The sequence below is a fragment of the Akkermansiaceae bacterium genome (assembly GCA_024233115.1).
Taxonomy (GTDB): domain Bacteria; phylum Verrucomicrobiota; class Verrucomicrobiia; order Verrucomicrobiales; family Akkermansiaceae; genus Oceaniferula.
The window spans coordinates 24,889-40,925 of the sequence record JACKQB010000006.1 but is presented as its reverse complement, the minus strand read 5'-3'; the positions used below and the strand labels follow the sequence as shown (position 1 = coordinate 40,925).

Sequence of the window (16,037 nt, the reverse complement as noted above, 5' to 3'; positions counted from 1 at the left end):
AGAGTAGGACAGCTTTGCAAGCTGTCGGCAGGATATGTGAACGCATCGTGCATGGGTTGGAATTACCCAGGCTTGCCGACAAGTTGCAAACTTGTCCTACTTTGGTATTTGGTATTTGGACGTTTGGAGTTTAAAACACAGCCATGCCCACCTTCCTTGAATCCATGCAGGCTGTGAACTGGCAGCACCCGATCCTTGTTGTCTCCGCATTTATTCTGGGCGCCTGTGTCGGCTCGTTTCTCAATGTCGCGATTTACCGGCTGCCACGTGGCTTGTCGGTCAACAAACCCAAACGATCGTTCTGTCCGACCTGTAACAAAGACATTCCGTGGTACCGGAATATCCCGCTGTTTACCTGGCTCGCCCAGGGTGGGAAATGCGCCGAGTGCCAGTGCAGGATACCATTTCGCTACTTTGCCGTCGAGCTGCTCACGGCTTTGTTGTTTTTGCTGATGTGGGTATCATTTCCATCGAGTCCGGGCCTTGCCTTGTTCTATATGATCCTGATGGCTCTGTTAGTGGTGGTGGTATTTGTCGATGCCGAGCTGATGGTGATCCCCTTGCAGGTGACGTGGATAGGAACCGGCCTTGGTGTGCTGGCAGCGGTGTTGGTGCAACAGCATCTTTACCTCGATGGGCAAAGCCATGGCTGGCTCGACGGTCTGTGGGCATCGGTCAAAGGCTTCCTGGCCGGTTTTGGTGGGCTGTGGGCGGTGGTGCTGTTGGGCAAGATGGCTTTTGGCAAAAAGAACATGGTTTTTGACCAGCCCGTCGAGTGGATGCTGCGTGAACCCGAGGACGAAAACGATCCCGAGCAAGAGCTTTGTTTTGTCATCGATGGTGAAGCCCACGGGTGGTCGGACCTTTTCTACCGCGAGAGTGACCGGTTGATGATCGAGGGTAGCGGATTCCGGGTCGATGGGAAAAAGGTCAAGGCTAAGACCCTGACGATTAAAGGCGACAGGGTTGAGCTGAAGGGCAAGACCCTGATGATCGAGGAAATGAAATCGCTTGATGGGAAAGCCAGCAAGGTCACCATCCCACGAGAAGCCATGGGGATGGGGGATGTTTATCTGATGGGGATGCTCGGTGCCTGTCTCGGGTGGCAGTCGGTGCTGTTCACTATCTTTGCGGCCTGTTTGTTCAGCATCTTTCTCGCCATTCTCGGCCGGATGGGATTCGGCCAACGCCTTCCCTTCGGCCCCAGCCTCGCCTTTGGTGCCGCCTGCTGGATTTTCTGGGGATGGCCAGTGTGGGGCTGGTATTTCTCCCTGATGGCGGTGAACGGTGGGCGGTGAACGGTGGACGGTGGACGGTGGACGGTGGACGGTGGACGGTGGACGGTGGACGGTGGACGGTGGACGGTGGACGGTGGACGGTGGACGGTGGACGAAAAAACGGACGCCACGTGGTGACGTCCGCTGGAAGAATGATGTTTGGCCGTGGCTGGAATTACTTCCTGCGTCGGAAGGTCAGGGCCAAAGCTCCAAGGCCGAGTAAAGCGAAGGAGGACGGCTCGGGGACGGGGACGATGGTAGTTTTGAATGAATTAGCAGAATCTTCCCAAGATAGTTCGTTGGTTGGAGTGAGTCCATTGATGACTAATTGGGGATCGTCACCTGGGGCAAAATCATCATGAACCTTGCTTAATACCCACGCATCGTTTGCTCGCGTAACTGTATTGTATTTGCCAGTTGTGTCAGATGTAGATTCATATACACGGATACCTAGCCTTACCGCTGGTGGAATAGGTGTGGCCAGTCCGTTATGAGCCTGATCATCATAGGTTATACCAAGAGAATACATGCCATCGGGAGCATTAGTTCCTGGGTTTGCAACATTGTCACCAATAGTTGTGTCAAATGCTCCTGAGTTCAGAGAACCAAGCCCTGTAATAGGGGTGAATGCAGCCCAGTCAGATGAGTTGTATGTTAGAGGGTTTTTTGTTGAAGATACCCCCATAAAATAGCCAATCTGTATAACAGCCCCGTCACCATCAATCCCTGCATCTCCTCTAGTAAGATCGCTGCCTCCAGAGTCTTTCCAGCGTGTTGTTGATGATGCACTAATTACGTATGTAGCGGCATTAACAGAAAATGAAAATGCTAGTGATAAGAGTGGTATTAATAATTTATTGTTCATGAGCTAAATTTCTATGAGAGAGAAGGAGTTTGAAAGTTATGTTTACGGCGTGTATGGAAGTGGATTCGAAGCAGCGGAATCTACCTTTGTAGAAGTAGAGTTTCGTTTGACGAATATTGCGCTATCTGGCGCGATTGGGTTGTTGTCAACAGGGGTAAATGGGTCGAGGACATTGACCCAATTTGATCCGTCATACAAGAAGCTGTCCCAACTTGAGCCATTCCATATAAACATGCGGTCATCTCCACCCCAAGCATTGGTGTTTTGCAGTGCCATGGTGGAAAATGTAGTGCCAACTGGATAATTAGAGCTTATGAACGTGAGTCCTGGTCCTGGTATTGTAGATACTTGGGGAGTGGTAGGAACGCTGCCGTTAACTGTTATTGTGATATTTGCAGTTTGTGTTCTCTTAACGAAAATACCTTCGCTTGGGAAAACAACAGTGTCATTAGCACTCGTGAATGGATCAAGCACATTAACCCATTGCGACCCATCATAGGAGTAGGAATTCCAGCTTGAGCCATCCCATAGAAAAATACGATCATCCCCATGGAAATTACCTGGTGAGCCATTAATAGTTAGATTGGAAAAAATACCGGCTAGTGTCTGAGCCTTGCAGATCCGGTATGTTGGAGTCGAAGTATAGCGCGCAGTGAAGTCAAAGGTGGTTGACAGTGTTAAAACACCAGTCGTCTCGTCCATACCTGTAATCAGATAGGCTTCTTCTGCTCCGGCTGCGTTTTCAATGTAACAGAGGTGAGGGACGGTGGTCCACTGGGCTGCGGTCCATGTGGTCACTCCCGTGTTCAGGGGTTGCGAGTTAGTAGCAAAGCTTCCAACAGAAGTTGCGGTCCCTTGATGTTCAATGGCTCCTCTGAGTGTGGCGGAAATCGCCGTTAACTTGGATTGCCCGACTGAAGGTGCCCCGGCAATCGTGATCTTAACCACCCCCACTGGATCGGTGACCGTCTGGGCTTGGAGGGACGCACTGAAAAGTAGTGGGAGAACGAGGAGTCCAATGGGTTTGAGTGATGTTTTTGCCATGGTGTTAGGTGGTCTGGGGTGTACGAGGCGCGGGCAGGGCAGTGCGGTCGCATGTGATGCGATGATTCGTATCGGCTGCCTTGTTGTCGGGAAACTAGGTTGGATCCGGTGGGCTGACAACCATAAAATCCACCATCAGGGGGGGCTAAATCCACAAGTGGGGGGTGATTATTCCCTTGGTTTTCAGGGGGTTGCGACCGATGGGTCAATGGGTGTTACGACACTATCTCGGTGCCGATGCCTGAGCGGGTGAAGATTTCCAACAGCAGCGAGTGGGGTGTTCTGCCGTCGATGAAGTGGACCTTGCCGACGCCATTGGAGAGGGCGTCGAGGGCGGAATTGATCTTGGGCAGCATACCGCCGGAGATGGTGCCGTTGCCAATCAGCTCGGCGGCTTCGGAGCGGTTGATCGAGTGGATCAGAGTGTTTTCGTCCTTTGGGTCCGAAAGGATACCGGGGACGTCGGAAAGGTAGACCAGCTTGGCCGGTTTGATTGCGCAGGCGAGGGCGGCGGCGGCGAGGTCGGCGTTGATGTTGAGCAGGTTACGCGTTTCGGGTTCTTGTCCGAGCGGCGACACCACGGGCACGATGTTGGTGCTGAGCGCGTAGAGGATGTCTTCGGTATGGCACTGGGTGACCTGGCCGACCTGGCCGATATCGACGGGATTGCCCTGGTCGTCCCTGGCCGGGAGTTTTTCGGCGGCAAAGATGGATGAGCCGTGGATGGAGGTGGCTTTGCCGCCGTAATCATTGATGGTAGCCACCAGACCGGCGTTCACGATGCCGTGCAGGGTCTGGTCGACGATCTTGATGGCCTCGGGTGTGGTAACGCGGAATCCGCCGATGAACCGGGCCTCGAGTCCGGCCTCCTGCATGGCGGCTGAGATCGCTTTGCCGCCGCCGTGGACGATGACCGGTTTGATGCCGGCGACTTCGAGAAACACGATGTCGCGCATTACCTTGCGCACCAGATTGGGGTCTTCCATGGCTGCACCGCCCATTTTAACCAGGAAGGTTTGGCCGCGAAACGATTGGAGATAGGGGAGGGCTTCGATCAGGACCGAGGCCTTGTTGATGGTGGCGTCCAGGGACATGGTTGTTATTTAAACTCCAAACTCCAAAATCCAAATACCAAATTCTAAAAAACCAAGCTCTGAAAACTGGGACTAGACGCGTAGGCTCGGTTTGGGATCGGTGGTGCGGTAGTGGTTCATGGGGGAAGTCTGTTTTCGATGGTGGCATGGTGGCGGCCACAGCCATGCCACGATCAATGTGGCGAGCGGTGCGGACAGGCCGAACCAATGCTGCGTGAGGTCGATGAGCGCCAGCAGCAGGGGGAAGAGAAAGGAAGCTGTCAGGGCGAAGGCGAGGTGTCGGCTCCATCGGCTGAAGCCTGCGAACCAGCATGCGAGCAGGGCGATATCCACCAGGATGACGATGCTTGCCGCCAGCGGCAGCCTGTGTAAACGGGTGGCGTTTCCGGGAACCAGGGAGTTTTTGGAAAGTGCGAGCAGACTGGTCAGTCGGTCATCAGGGAGGACGTTGGTGGTGGAGGTTTTTTCTCCCACGGCATGGATCACACAAAGCTGGGATTGACTGGACATTGGGGTCGACGGCTGCTGGGTGATCAGATCGTCGATTTTCAATGGGGGCAGGGATGTTGTCACCGGTGTGGTGGGCGTCCTGGTCTGGCCGTAATCGTCGAGGGGTATCACGGGGCCGTTTTTTCCCAATCGGATGGATTGGCCGCAGTGGATGACCAGATCCGCCGGCCGCGTATCGTGGGCGGCCATCACGGTGAGCAGGTCGAGTGACGGGATAAGCCCCTCACCTTCCCAGTAGGCTAACAGGGGGGTGTTTCCGGCGGGGGCGGGCGCGCTTTCGATCCGTTGGAAACCGGCGAGTGTGTTCACGCCGCCATCGGTGTGGGCGGGTAGGGCGACCTGGTTGACGATGGGGATGAGCTGATGGCTGCCATGGACTTGATCGTCGCGGATAAGGGCGCGTTGCAGTGCGGCGGGAATGGGTTGGGCGGTGGCTCCGCGGGTGACGGGTATGGCGATGACGGAGCGGTCAAACCGGGCGAGCCGACTACCCAGCCCCTCGGCTTCGAGGCCTGGCTCCTGGTCCCAGGTCATGCGGGTGGCCAGGACCACGTGGCGGTAGCCGCGGTTTTTCAGCGACTCGAGGATGATGGCATAGTCGAGTGGTGAAGGCGGGCATTGTTCGAAAATCTGTCCAGGGTCATCCGTGACCTGGATGATCTGGATATCCCGCCCCTTGTCCGGCTGGGGGAGTAGTGTCCGCACGAGAATGGTGTTAGAGCCGGGGTCGGTATCGTAGATCTGGTTCTCGGTGTCTGCGGACGACTGGATACAAGCGCTATCAAACGGAGCAATCCAAGGTATCCATTTCCCAAACAGAAGCACAGCCACACCCGCTCCCGTGGCGACGGTGGCGGTCAGGAGACTGGATTTGAGCTGGGACTTGTTCAAAGTGAATCGATCTCATCTAGCACAGGCAGCAGGGGTTCTTCAAGGTCGGAACCTGCGATGACCTCACGCAGAATCCTGGCTGCTGTCGGAATGTGCTGGAGATACCACTCTTGCTGTGGCTGGCGGCCGATTTTTGCAAAGGCACCCATGGCCTGCATCAGCCGCTGGGTGGCACACTTCTGCAGGATGGGTGCGATGGGCTCTTCCTCGGACACCTCTTCCCACAGCTCTAACAGTCGTTGCCGGTCCTCGGCGGAGTGGTCCATGTAGGGATCGTAGACCAGGGATGCGAGGTCGTATTCCTGTCGGCCGCGGCGCATACCCTGGAAATCGATCAACCAGGCCTTGCCCTCGTGGGCGATGATGTTCTGGCTTTGGAAATCGCGGTGAACGAGGTTGCGTGACGAGGCGCCGAGGTCTTTGGCCATTTGAGCCAGCGCGGGATGCCCGGAGAGTTCATCGACCACGGCTGGGTTCATCTGGAGGTATTCATCGGCGACCTGGTCGTAGAAATAGTCCTGTTCCCATCGGTACATGGTTTCATCGAACTCGGGTTGGAATTCGAGGTCCTTGGGGGGGCGGGTGTAGAAAAGTTTATCCAACTGCTCGAAGGCTGACCTGTAGATAGGTTCCCGTTTTTCCCATGGCTCGCCCTTCATGCTGAGCAGGTCGACATCACCGAGGTCCTCGACCAGTGCCACGCGCCGTCCCGGGTTGTCGTAGATGACTTCCGGCACGTTGAAACCAGCCTCGCTTAGAAAGCGTGAAACCGGCAGGTAGTTGGCGTTGTCCTTCCGGTCCAACGTGTAGTGGATACCGATGTAGGTTGGGAAGCCCTCGGGTTTCAAGCGGATGATGGTCCGACCGGACGCCCCCTTGGTGATGGGCTCCATGATACACGTGTGTGTGGGGCCAAGCTCAAGGTAGTTGCGGACTGCGGTGAGAAGGGTATCGGCAGGCATGGGGCGGGTTTATGATTTAAGAGGGAAGATTCAAGATTTAAGATGCAGGATTTGCGCTTTTACCCTGAAGTGAGGATGTCTCCGTGGTGGGTGTTGTGTTTTGCTACGGTGACACCGGGCCAGACGATGGTGTTGTCGAGCCGGGCGCCACATTCCACGGTGGCACCGGGGCCGATGATGCATGTCTCGGTATTCACGGCGGCATCGGGGTGGATGTGTGCCCCGGGATGGATGGCGTCCCTTCTTTTTTTACGCAGGTGGTCATGCACCGCCCGATAGGCGTCCGGGTTCCCGATATCGAACCAATCGCCGTCGTCCAGTACCACGGCACCCAGTTTTCCTTGTTGGATGAGCTCGATGAATGCGGGCACGATGGAAACGACTTTTTCATCGGGAAGCATACGGATGATTTCCGGCTCGATACAATAAATCCCTGTGAACTGGTGGGTGCCAGGGGTGTTTCCCAGGATATTGCGCATGTCGGATACGTGGTTGCCGGAAATATTGACGTTGCGGTTTTCTCCTGTCGACCGCAGTGCCAGGGTCGCGATGTTTGCCGAGGCCTCGTGAGCTGCGATGAGAGCGCCGATATCAATATCCGTGAGAATATCTCCATTGTAGACCAGCAGCGGGTCATTGCCGATAAACGTAGCGATGTTGCGAATGCCGCCCCCTGTTTCCAGAAGAACCTCCTCATGGAAAAAGTGCAGGGGAGAGCCGTTGAAATGGCCGTCTGGGTATGCCTCGTGCCACGCCTCGGGAATATGGTGGGTGTTGATGGCGAACTGGGTGATACCCGCCGACTGGCAGTGTCTCAGTGCGTAGTTTGCCATCGGTTCATGGAAAACGGGAACCAGTGGCTTGGGTAAGACATCGGTCAGAGGTCGGAGTCGGGTGCCGAGGCCGGCGCCGAGGATGAATGCCTTGTGGATCACGCGGTAAGACTCTGGATTTAAGAGGCAAGATTCAAGATTAAAGGGATTTTTGAAAGCGAAGCCCGAACCCCGACAGCATCCGCAAAATCACCGAGGCAGATAAAAACGGCGTGCCCGCCGTCGTGAGCCACTGCGATGCGACCTTGGGCGACCCCGTCTTCCTCGATTTACTGACCCGGGGTATTCTCTGGCCGACGGGCAAACGGGAGGGGTAAGTCACATATTGGCATCTCTATGTATATGATATACACATAGATGTATGAACGAGGGCGACAAAGACGATCCCGCCGTAATCAAGGAGGGATATTGTCGACAGCTCATTCTGGATTGCCTTTCGCGATGAGCGCGACACCCATCATCAACGTGCCAGGGAGTTGATGGGGGAGTTTTTTGCGGCGCGGGTGCAACTGGCGATCAGCGATTATATTTTTGCCGAAACCCACGCCTACTTTGCCAGGTCTGTGCCGAAACGATTACAGATCATGCGCGACTTGTTAGGAAACCCGGTCGTGGTGGTGCACAGCATCGATCGGCGCGACCGCGAGCAAGTCCTGACTTGGTTATCAGAATACGAGGACAAGGCATGGTCGTTTGTGGATGCCATGTCGTTTGCACTCATTCAGCGGCAGAAAATCCCGGCGGCAGTCTCCTTTGATCAGCGCTATGGCCAGCCGGGAGGTTTCCGGTATATTTGTTAGGGAGGGTGGACACTCTTGTCCACTGCGTCGTGCTTGGGTTGTGTGCTTAGGTTGCCAGTGGACAAGAGTGTCCACCCTCCCTACAAGAGCAGGCTCTCCAGCACCCGTCTGTCGGGGCTGGGCATGGGAATGGATTCAAGATCGTCAAGGGTGTGCCACTGTTCGTGTTCCAGTGGTTCCGTGTGATCCGCATGACTGGAGTATACCCGCAGGGTGACATGATAACGCGTGATGGTATACGTTGTTTTAACAGCCAGGGCGAGGTCCAGCGTGGCTTCATGCTCACGACGTGGCAGCGACCACATCCCTTCACGGCGTTTTCCCTCTTGCTGTTTTTGGAGAAGTATCCGACCATGGCTATCGGTGCTGAAGAGCGCGAACTCTTCGATGCGTGTGATCTTAGCCGCCGATTTTTTGACCGGTAAAGTTGTGGGGTCGGCACAATGGCAGAATAGCCTGACCGGGCAGCAGGCACAGTCGGGTGATTTGTTAGAACAGTGGGTTTGTCCCAGCTCCATCAGGGCGGAGTTGTAAGTCCTTGGTGCATTGCCAGGGAGCAGCTCTTCCGCCCATTGCCAGAGCTGTTTGTTGCCGGCGGTGGTATCGATGCGTTCCTGGAAATCAAACAAGCGGGAAAACACCCGGGCGACATTCGCGTCCACAATCGGGCGGGGCTCGTTGTAGGCGAATGATGCCACCGCTCCCGCCGTGTATGGGCCGATCCCCGGCAAGGCGCGCAGTTGCTCGAATTTCCGGGGAAAACAACCCTTGTGGTTCCGGGTAATGGCACGTGCTACGGTGTGGAGGTTTCTGGCCCGCCGGTAGTAGCCAAGGCCTTCCCATGCTTTTAAAATCTCCTGCCCGGATGCCTCTGCCATCGCGCGGGGCGTGGGGTAAAGTGACATGAAGCGCTGGTAGTGCCCCTTGCCCAGGACGGTGGCCACTTGGGTTTGCTGCAGCATGATTTCAGAAACCAGAATGGCCCAGGGATCGGAGGTGTCGCGCCATGGGTAGCTTTTGCCTTCCTTGTCAAACCACCTGACCAGTGCGTTTTGAAACGCCCGCTTGTTCTGCAGCGGGTGTTTGTTTGCCTTGGCTCCGGATGACGCGCGTGGGGGCATACCGGATTTGTAAACTCCAAATACCAAACTCCAAATACCAAATTGCATAAACTGAAGTGGGACTGGGAATTGGATGGTCCCGCCGGTGTCGCTGGGCAGGCCGTTTTGGTGCGATTATTTCTTGGCGATTGATCCAAGCGGGTGTAGTGTATTAGGCGCGAAGTAAGAAGGAGACCATTATGGAAGAGGTACATCTGAGCAAAAAAGACCGCGACCTGATCGCGACAGCCTTGAGTGTGCTCCCTGGAGCGGGGCACCTCTATAAACATCACTATCTCGCAGGGGGTGGTATTCTCATCGGTGGAAATCTACTGATGATTCTTGTCACCGCACTGCTATCCCTGGCGACCTTCGGGTTGGCCATTATTGTTGTGCCGATCGCTTATATTCTCGGAGTGGCCTGGGCCGCGCATGAATTACCCGATTGGCATGGTAGGCACCAGTATCTCCACCCATGGAGAAAACACAGTTGAACTTGTGACCATTCATCGAAGCACCCCGTCTAAAATGACATGATAGGCTGGATTTTATTAGGAATCATCGCAGGCACCCTCGCCAAATTCATTATGCCCGGAAAGGACCCGGGTGGGTTGATTGTCACCATGCTCATTGGTATCGCCGGAGCTTATGCCGGCGGCTGGTTGAGCCAATTCCTCCCGTTTCTTGCAAGCAAGGACCCGGGCGGAATGATTCCAAGCCTCGGTAGTGTCTTCACCGCCACCGTGGGAGCCATCGTGTTGCTCGCCATTTACCGCAAGGTTTTTGGATAGACCGGTGTTGCCCGGCCAGCTGTCGAGCTAGCCAATGCTTTCCGATCGGAAGTATGGGACCAGGGTGTCTGGTATCCTGATGCTGCCGTCAGCCTGCTGGTATTGCTCGATGAGCGCCACATAGAGTCGGGGTAGTGCGGTGCCGGACCCGTTGAGGGTGTGGCAGACCTGGTTTTTTCCATCGCTGTCCTTAAACCGAAGCCGCATGCGGCGTGCCTGGTAGTCGGCGAAATTCGAACAGGAGGACACTTCGAGATATTTGTTTTGTCCCGGCGACCATACTTCGATGTCGTAGGTCTTGGATGAGGAAAAGCCGATGTCGCCGGTGCAGAGCTCGATGACACGGTAGTGGAGCCCGAGTTTTTGTAAAATGGCCTCGGCATGTCCGGTGAGTTCTTCTAACAGCCTGTTTGAGTCATCGGGGTGGACGATTTGCACGAGTTCCACTTTATCGAACTGGTGCATACGGATGATGCCCCGGTTGTCGCGGCCCGCGCTACCGGCTTCGCGGCGGAAGCAGGGGGTGTAGGCGGTGAGTTTGATGGGAAGCTGGTCCTCTGTGAGCAGGGTGTCACGGTAGAGGTTGGTGACGGGAACCTCTGCGGTTGGAGCGAGGAACAGGGAGTTGTTTTCGATACCGTACATATCGTCCTCGAACTTGGGTAGCTGGCCGGTGCCTTCCATGCATTCGCGTTTGATGATGTGAGGTACGTTGACTTCCTCGTAGCCGTGTTCCCCGGTCTGGGTATCGAGCAGAAACTGGATCAGGGCACGCTCGAGGCGGGCTCCCTGTCCCCGGTAAACCACGTAGTTGGCTCCGGTGATGCGGATGCCGTCGTCGAAGCTGATCAGGCCGTGTTTTTCGGCCAGGGCCACGTGGTCGAGGGGATGGGGGATCTCCGGTTTTTCACCCCAGACACGGAGTACCGGATTGGCATCCTCATCGGCACCGACGGGGCAATCCGCATGAGGAAGGTTGGGGATGCTCATCAGGAGTTCGGTCTGGCGACTGCCAGCGGTTGCAGAGACTTCGTCGATGGCACTGATCTGTTCGCCGAGGACGCGGACCTCCTCTTTGATGCTTTCGGCCTCGTCTGCCCTGCCTTGACCCATCAGGGCGCCGATCTGCTTGGAGAGCTGTTTGCGCTGGGACTGGAGCAACTGTTTATCGGTCTCGGCTTTTCGACGTGAATCATCGCAGGCGAGAACTTCATCGATGAGCAAATGGGCATCACCGCCCCGGGTGCTGAGGCGTTCCTTGATGCTGGCGGCATCTTCGCGAATGGCTTTGATATCAAGCATGGCGGGGGAGTGATAGCGGAATACTGCGATTTTTAAACCACGAATCTTGCGAAACTGACGAATTTTTCATCAACCACGGAATACACGGAAAACACAGAAATTGTGATTTGGTATTTGGCGTTTGGAACTTAAAACTTAAAGTGCCCGCATGTCAGGAAAGAGAGCGAGCTGGGCGACCGTCTGTGTGGGATTGGCGCGGATGATTCTGCATACGCGCGAGATGCGGCGCAAGATGCTGTTTCAGCTGGTGCTGGTGCTGGTGGCGCTTGTCTGCCTCGGTGCCTGGCCGCTGGCGGATTGGCTGGGTAGCAACGTCTGGCTTTTCCTCACCTGGTGGGGGGCTTCGATGCTCTACGGCCTGATGGTGATCCTGCTCGCTGTATATGATATGTTAGCGGTGGTGAGGGAAGAACGGGAGAAAATGGAGTGAGGAGCTTGAGTAAGACTACTTCAACTTTTCTCCACTGAATAGTAATGCTGCAAAGTCATCTTTGATGTCTGTTCTAATGCCGATCCTGTCCTTGCCTGAATTTTCAATAAGCAGCGTAAGGGTTCTGCCGGTTTGAGCGATTTTCCATGCGTCTAACTTGATTTTAACTACGTCGCCCGGATTCGGTTTGCTGTGTTCTCCAATGATTTTGACACCGTGTTTAACGATGATTGAGTTTACGGATCCCGCCCCAGGGTTTTGTTTGTCAATCTTGAGTTCGAGATAGACATTTTTAGATTTATCTAACAACCTGGCCATTTCTAAATGCTCAAACTCCAAGTAAATTTTTCCTTTTTGTTCGTCGATATCGAGTTCGAAATAAGCAGGTGTTTTCGAAGTTGGTAGAATTTGTCCGTTTAATTCGAACTTTTTTCTCGTTGGGGTGAGGCGGCTGGGAGCAGCTTGAGGAAGGAGATCCTCGATCCGCTCAATTTCTTTTCTGATGGCGAGGGCTTGATCAAGCTGACCTTTTTGGGTGCGAAACTTAAATTGCTTTTTGAGGATGGCGAGGACCTCTGACCGTTTTCTGTTCAGTAACTTGTCTAGCTTTGTTTTTTCCCGGTCTTCGTATTCCTTGAGTCGGTCAACTAGATTTTGGCTGTCGGATGGTAATTTGCCAGCCTGTGGGCTTGGCTCTGTTTGTGCATGCATTTGGGCGGCAGGATTTAGCACTAATAAAAGGAAGCAAACCAAGGGCAGGTAGATCCAGCGATTGAATCTTTTAGATGCGGCTAATTGGGACGATAGATAGGGATAATTCATAGGGATATATCGCTAGCTCACAAGTTGAGAAACTTGTGGAAAGCACTGAAGGCTAACTTAGATATTGGCCCAATACAAGGACGCAATGCCAATTGGCAAGGTCGACCTACGCCTCGCGGCCGCAGCACTTTTTGAATTTTTTGCCGGAGCCGCAGGGGCAGTCGTCGTTGCGGTTGACTTTGACCGTGGGGCGGCGTTTGGGCAGGTTGATCTTGATCTGCTTGCCGTCGTCGGATGGGGTCATGGCGAGGTTGCTGGTATTGCCGGTCTGGGCAATGTTGGCATGGGTGATACCTGCGCCCGACTGGGCAGTGGCGTCGCTGGTCAGCTGTTGGGGCAGGCCGCGCATGAAGTTTTCAAACTGCTCCAGGTTGGTGGTGGAGCGGAACAGGTTGTTGAGGGACTCGCTTTCGATGTTGGCCATCAGGGTTTCGAAGAGGGCGTAGGCCTCGTTTTTGTATTCGATGAGTGGATCTTTCTGGCCTTGGGCGCGCAGATGCACCCCCTCGCGCAGGGCGTCCATGTTGTAGAGGTGTTCTTGCCAGAGTTTATCAATCCCGGTGAGGATGATGTGACGCTCTAACATGTCGAGCATCTCGGGGTTCTCGTGAGCCATTTTGAGCTCGTAGGCTTGCTTGACCTTGGCGACGAGGAACTCGGCGTTGCCCTTTGCATCGCGGTCCTGGAAGCCGCTGTTTTGCATCGTGAGCTGGATGGGGAAGGTGGTGTTCACCCAGTTGAGGAGCTCTGCGTAGTCGGGTGCTCCTTCATCGCGCTCCTCCATATAACCGTAGACGGCATCGGGGATGGCTTTTTCGATGACCTCGTAAACAAGTTCGCGTGGGTTCTCCGAGTTGATCACCTCGTTGCGGTAGCCGTAAACGACTTCCCGCTGCTTGTTCATGACATCATCGAAGTCGAGCACGCGTTTACGCCAGGTGTAGTTGCGTTGCTCCACGCGTTTTTGCGCGGTTTCGACGGATTTGTTGAGCCACTTGTGTTCGAGGGCTTCGCCGTCTTCCATGCCGAAGCGTTCCATCATGTTGGTCATGCGTTCGGCGGCGGCGAAATTACGCATCAGATCGTCTTCAAACGAGATGAAGAACTGGCTCATACCGGGGTCGCCCTGGCGGGAGCAACGGCCGCGCAGCTGGCGGTCGATCCGGCGCGACTCGTAGCGCTCGGTGGCGATGACGAAGAGGCCTCCTACCTCGGCGACGCCGGGTGCGAGTTTAATGTCGGTGCCCCGGCCGGCCATGTTGGTGGATACGGTGACGGCACCCTTTTGACCTGCATTGGCGATGATTTCAGCCTCCTGGCGGTGGTATTTCGCGTTGAGGATGTTGCACGGGATCTTGGCGCGCTTGAGCATCTTGCCTAACAGCTCGGAGGCGTCCACGGATGCGGTTCCCACGAGGACCGGCTGGCCCCGGTCGTGGGCCTCCTGGATCTTGGCGACAACGGCATTGTATTTTTCGCGGCGCGTCTTGAAGACCTGGTCGTTGTGGTCGATGCGGATGTTAGGGACGTTGGTTGGGATCGGCAGGACATCGAGTTTGTAAATGTCGTGGAATTCCGCGGCCTCGGTTTCGGCGGTTCCGGTCATCCCCGCCAGTTTCTGGTAGAGGCGGAAGTAGTTCTGGATGGTAATGGTGGCGTAAGTCTGGGTTTCCTCTTCGACCTCGACACCTTCCTTGGCTTCGACCGCCTGGTGGAGGCCGTCCGACCAGCGGCGTCCGGGCATTTCACGGCCGGTGTTTTCATCCACGATGATGACCTTGTTATTGGCGACCACGTATTCGACGTCTTTCTCGTAGAGGCAGTAGGCTTTGAGCAGTTGGGAAATTGAGTGCATCTTCTCGCCCTGGGTATCGAGGCGTTGTTGCAGCTTTTCCTTTTTCGCGGCGCGATCTTCATCGGACATCGAGAGATCGGCGTCGATTTCGCCGTAGGCGCTTCCGAGGTCGGGAAGGACGAAGGCTTCCGGGTCATCGGGCGAGAGGTATTCGCGCCCCATTTCCATGAGGTCGGCGTCGTGGGCCTTCTCATCGATGGTGTAGTAGAGTTCTTCCTTGATCTCGAACAGGTCGCGCTTCTGGGCGTCCTGGTACATCGAGAGTTCGGTTTTTTCAATGAGGCGGCGGGTGTCCGGGTCCTCCATGAAGCGCATCAGCTGACGGTTCCTAGGATTGCCAAGTTTGATTTTGAACATGGCACGGCCAGCTGCGACCTCGTCTCCGGCCTCCTGCGCTTTTTTGGCTTCCTCCGCAAGTTCGTTGCAGAGGATGTTCTGGCGTTTGACCAGTTGTTCGATGAGTGGGCGGTAGCGACCGTATTGCTCGGTATTGGAAACGGTGGACGGTCCGGAAATGATGAGGGGGGTTCTGGCTTCATCGATCAGAATGGAGTCGACCTCGTCAATAATCGCGAAATAATGCCCGCGCTGGACTTGTTCTTCCTTGGAGGATGACATGCCGTTGTCGCGGAGGTAGTCGAAGCCAAACTCGGCATTGGTGCCGTAGGTAATGTCGCATGCGTACTGCTCACGCCGAAGCTGGGAGGGTTGCTGGTTCTGAATACAGCCGACCGTGAGACCGAGGAATTTAAAGACAGCGCCCATCCACTCGGAGTCACGTCGTGCCAGGTAGTCGTTGACGGTGACAACGTGAACCCCCAGGCCGGTGAGACCATTGAGGAAAACGGGGAGGGTCGCGACGAGGGTTTTACCTTCACCGGTCTGCATTTCTGCGATCATTCCACGGTGGAGGGCAATACCGCCGACGAGCTGGACGTCAAAGTGGACCATTTCCCAGAGCAGTGGCTGGTCGCAGACGGTGATGGTCTGGCCGCAGAGCCTGCGGGCGGAGTTCTTGACCGCGGCGAAGGCCTCGGGCATGATTTGATCGAGGTATTTGGCGCGTGCGCCGTCGAAGTGATTATCCTCAACCTCGCGGAAGGCGGCTTTGGCTTGTTCGATGGATTCGACGGTTGCTTCGGCATTGGGAAGCATCGGAAACTCGTCGCGCAGGGCGTCAAGGCGTTCGTTGAGCTTGGCGGCGGCGGCGGATAACTGGTCGGCATCCATGAGCTCAAGCTCACGGATGGTGGCTGACTCCAGGGGCAGGTAGCGGTGGAGGTGTTTTTGCCAGGCGGCGACCCTCTCGCGGAGTTGCTCATCGGAATCGCGTTGATAGGCTTCTTCGATTTCGTTGATTTTGGCGACGACAGGTGCGAGGCGTTTCACCTCACGTTGATTTTTACTGCCGACGATTTTTTGAAGAGTCCACTTAAGCATATGAAATATGGGCGCGGGTTG

At 55.3% G+C, this 16,037-nt stretch carries 15 protein-coding genes; 5 read left to right on the top strand and 10 right to left on the bottom strand.

The genetic code is table 11. The features are described from left to right. Positions 1-143: 143 nt before the first annotated feature. A complete protein-coding gene (locus H7A51_16335; protein MCP5537789.1) occupies positions 144-1,298 on the top strand; it encodes a prepilin peptidase in 1,155 nt (384 codons plus the stop codon). 154 nt (positions 1,299-1,452) lie between these two features. Here H7A51_16335 and H7A51_16330 read toward each other — a convergent pair whose 3' ends face one another. The 6 genes from H7A51_16330 to H7A51_16305 all read right to left on the bottom strand — a co-directional run bounded on the left by H7A51_16330 (position 1,453) and on the right by H7A51_16305 (position 7,578). After that, on the bottom strand, positions 1,453-2,142 hold the full coding sequence (locus H7A51_16330; GenBank protein MCP5537788.1) for a PEP-CTERM sorting domain-containing protein: 690 nt from the start codon (positions 2,140-2,142) through the stop codon (positions 1,453-1,455). A gap of 42 nt (positions 2,143-2,184) precedes the next feature. Next, positions 2,185-3,186 carry a hypothetical protein gene (locus H7A51_16325; protein ID MCP5537787.1) on the bottom strand — a complete coding sequence of 334 codons (1,002 nt, stop codon included), beginning with the start codon at positions 3,184-3,186 and terminating at the stop codon, positions 2,185-2,187. Positions 3,187-3,401: 215 nt separating this feature from the next. Next, complete coding sequence (gene argB / locus H7A51_16320) at positions 3,402-4,280, bottom strand: acetylglutamate kinase (protein ID MCP5537786.1); 879 nt, start codon at positions 4,278-4,280, stop codon at positions 3,402-3,404. Between the two features lie 72 nt (positions 4,281-4,352). Next, positions 4,353-5,681, bottom strand: a complete 1,329-nt coding sequence (locus H7A51_16315; protein MCP5537785.1) for a hypothetical protein — start codon at positions 5,679-5,681, stop codon at positions 4,353-4,355. Continuing rightward, positions 5,678-6,643, bottom strand: coding sequence for a phosphotransferase (locus H7A51_16310; protein ID MCP5537784.1), 966 nt, complete (start codon positions 6,641-6,643; stop codon positions 5,678-5,680). Before H7A51_16310 ends, H7A51_16315 begins: the two co-directional genes overlap by 4 nt. A gap of 59 nt (positions 6,644-6,702) precedes the next feature. Further along, positions 6,703-7,578 carry an NTP transferase domain-containing protein gene (locus tag H7A51_16305; GenBank protein ID MCP5537783.1) on the bottom strand — a complete coding sequence of 292 codons (876 nt, stop codon included), beginning with the start codon at positions 7,576-7,578 and terminating at the stop codon, positions 6,703-6,705. Between the two features lie 305 nt (positions 7,579-7,883). Here H7A51_16305 and H7A51_16300 point away from each other — a divergent pair, with 305 nt between their 5' ends. Continuing rightward, positions 7,884-8,276: a PIN domain-containing protein gene (locus tag H7A51_16300; protein MCP5537782.1), complete on the top strand. Its 393-nt coding sequence runs from the start codon at positions 7,884-7,886 to the stop codon at positions 8,274-8,276. Between the two features lie 80 nt (positions 8,277-8,356). Here H7A51_16300 and H7A51_16295 read toward each other — a convergent pair whose 3' ends face one another. Beyond that, a complete protein-coding gene (locus H7A51_16295; GenBank protein ID MCP5537781.1) occupies positions 8,357-9,397 on the bottom strand; it encodes an A/G-specific adenine glycosylase in 1,041 nt (346 codons plus the stop codon). 179 nt (positions 9,398-9,576) lie between these two features. On the opposite strand from H7A51_16295, the gene H7A51_16290 reads away from it, so the two are divergent. Continuing rightward, the gene (locus H7A51_16290) at positions 9,577-9,870 is read left to right on the top strand and encodes a hypothetical protein (GenBank protein MCP5537780.1); all 294 of its coding nucleotides are present in this window, start codon (positions 9,577-9,579) and stop codon (positions 9,868-9,870) included. 39 nt (positions 9,871-9,909) lie between these two features. Continuing rightward, complete coding sequence (locus H7A51_16285; GenBank protein ID MCP5537779.1) at positions 9,910-10,167, top strand: GlsB/YeaQ/YmgE family stress response membrane protein; 258 nt, start codon at positions 9,910-9,912, stop codon at positions 10,165-10,167. A gap of 27 nt (positions 10,168-10,194) precedes the next feature. Here the strand turns inward: H7A51_16285 and serS are convergent, their stop codons facing one another. Then, the gene (gene serS, locus H7A51_16280) at positions 10,195-11,469 is read right to left on the bottom strand and encodes a serine--tRNA ligase (GenBank protein ID MCP5537778.1); all 1,275 of its coding nucleotides are present in this window, start codon (positions 11,467-11,469) and stop codon (positions 10,195-10,197) included. A gap of 148 nt (positions 11,470-11,617) precedes the next feature. Between serS and H7A51_16275 the strand changes: the two genes are divergently transcribed. After that, positions 11,618-11,899 (top strand): hypothetical protein, encoded by a 282-nt coding sequence (locus H7A51_16275; protein ID MCP5537777.1) that lies wholly within the window; start codon positions 11,618-11,620, stop codon positions 11,897-11,899. Positions 11,900-11,914: 15 nt separating this feature from the next. Here H7A51_16275 and H7A51_16270 read toward each other — a convergent pair whose 3' ends face one another. Further along, positions 11,915-12,721, bottom strand: a complete 807-nt coding sequence (locus H7A51_16270) for a hypothetical protein (GenBank protein ID MCP5537776.1) — start codon at positions 12,719-12,721, stop codon at positions 11,915-11,917. 106 nt (positions 12,722-12,827) lie between these two features. Next, a complete protein-coding gene (gene secA / locus H7A51_16265; protein ID MCP5537775.1) occupies positions 12,828-16,016 on the bottom strand; it encodes a preprotein translocase subunit SecA in 3,189 nt (1,062 codons plus the stop codon). Positions 16,017-16,037 lie beyond the last annotated feature (21 nt).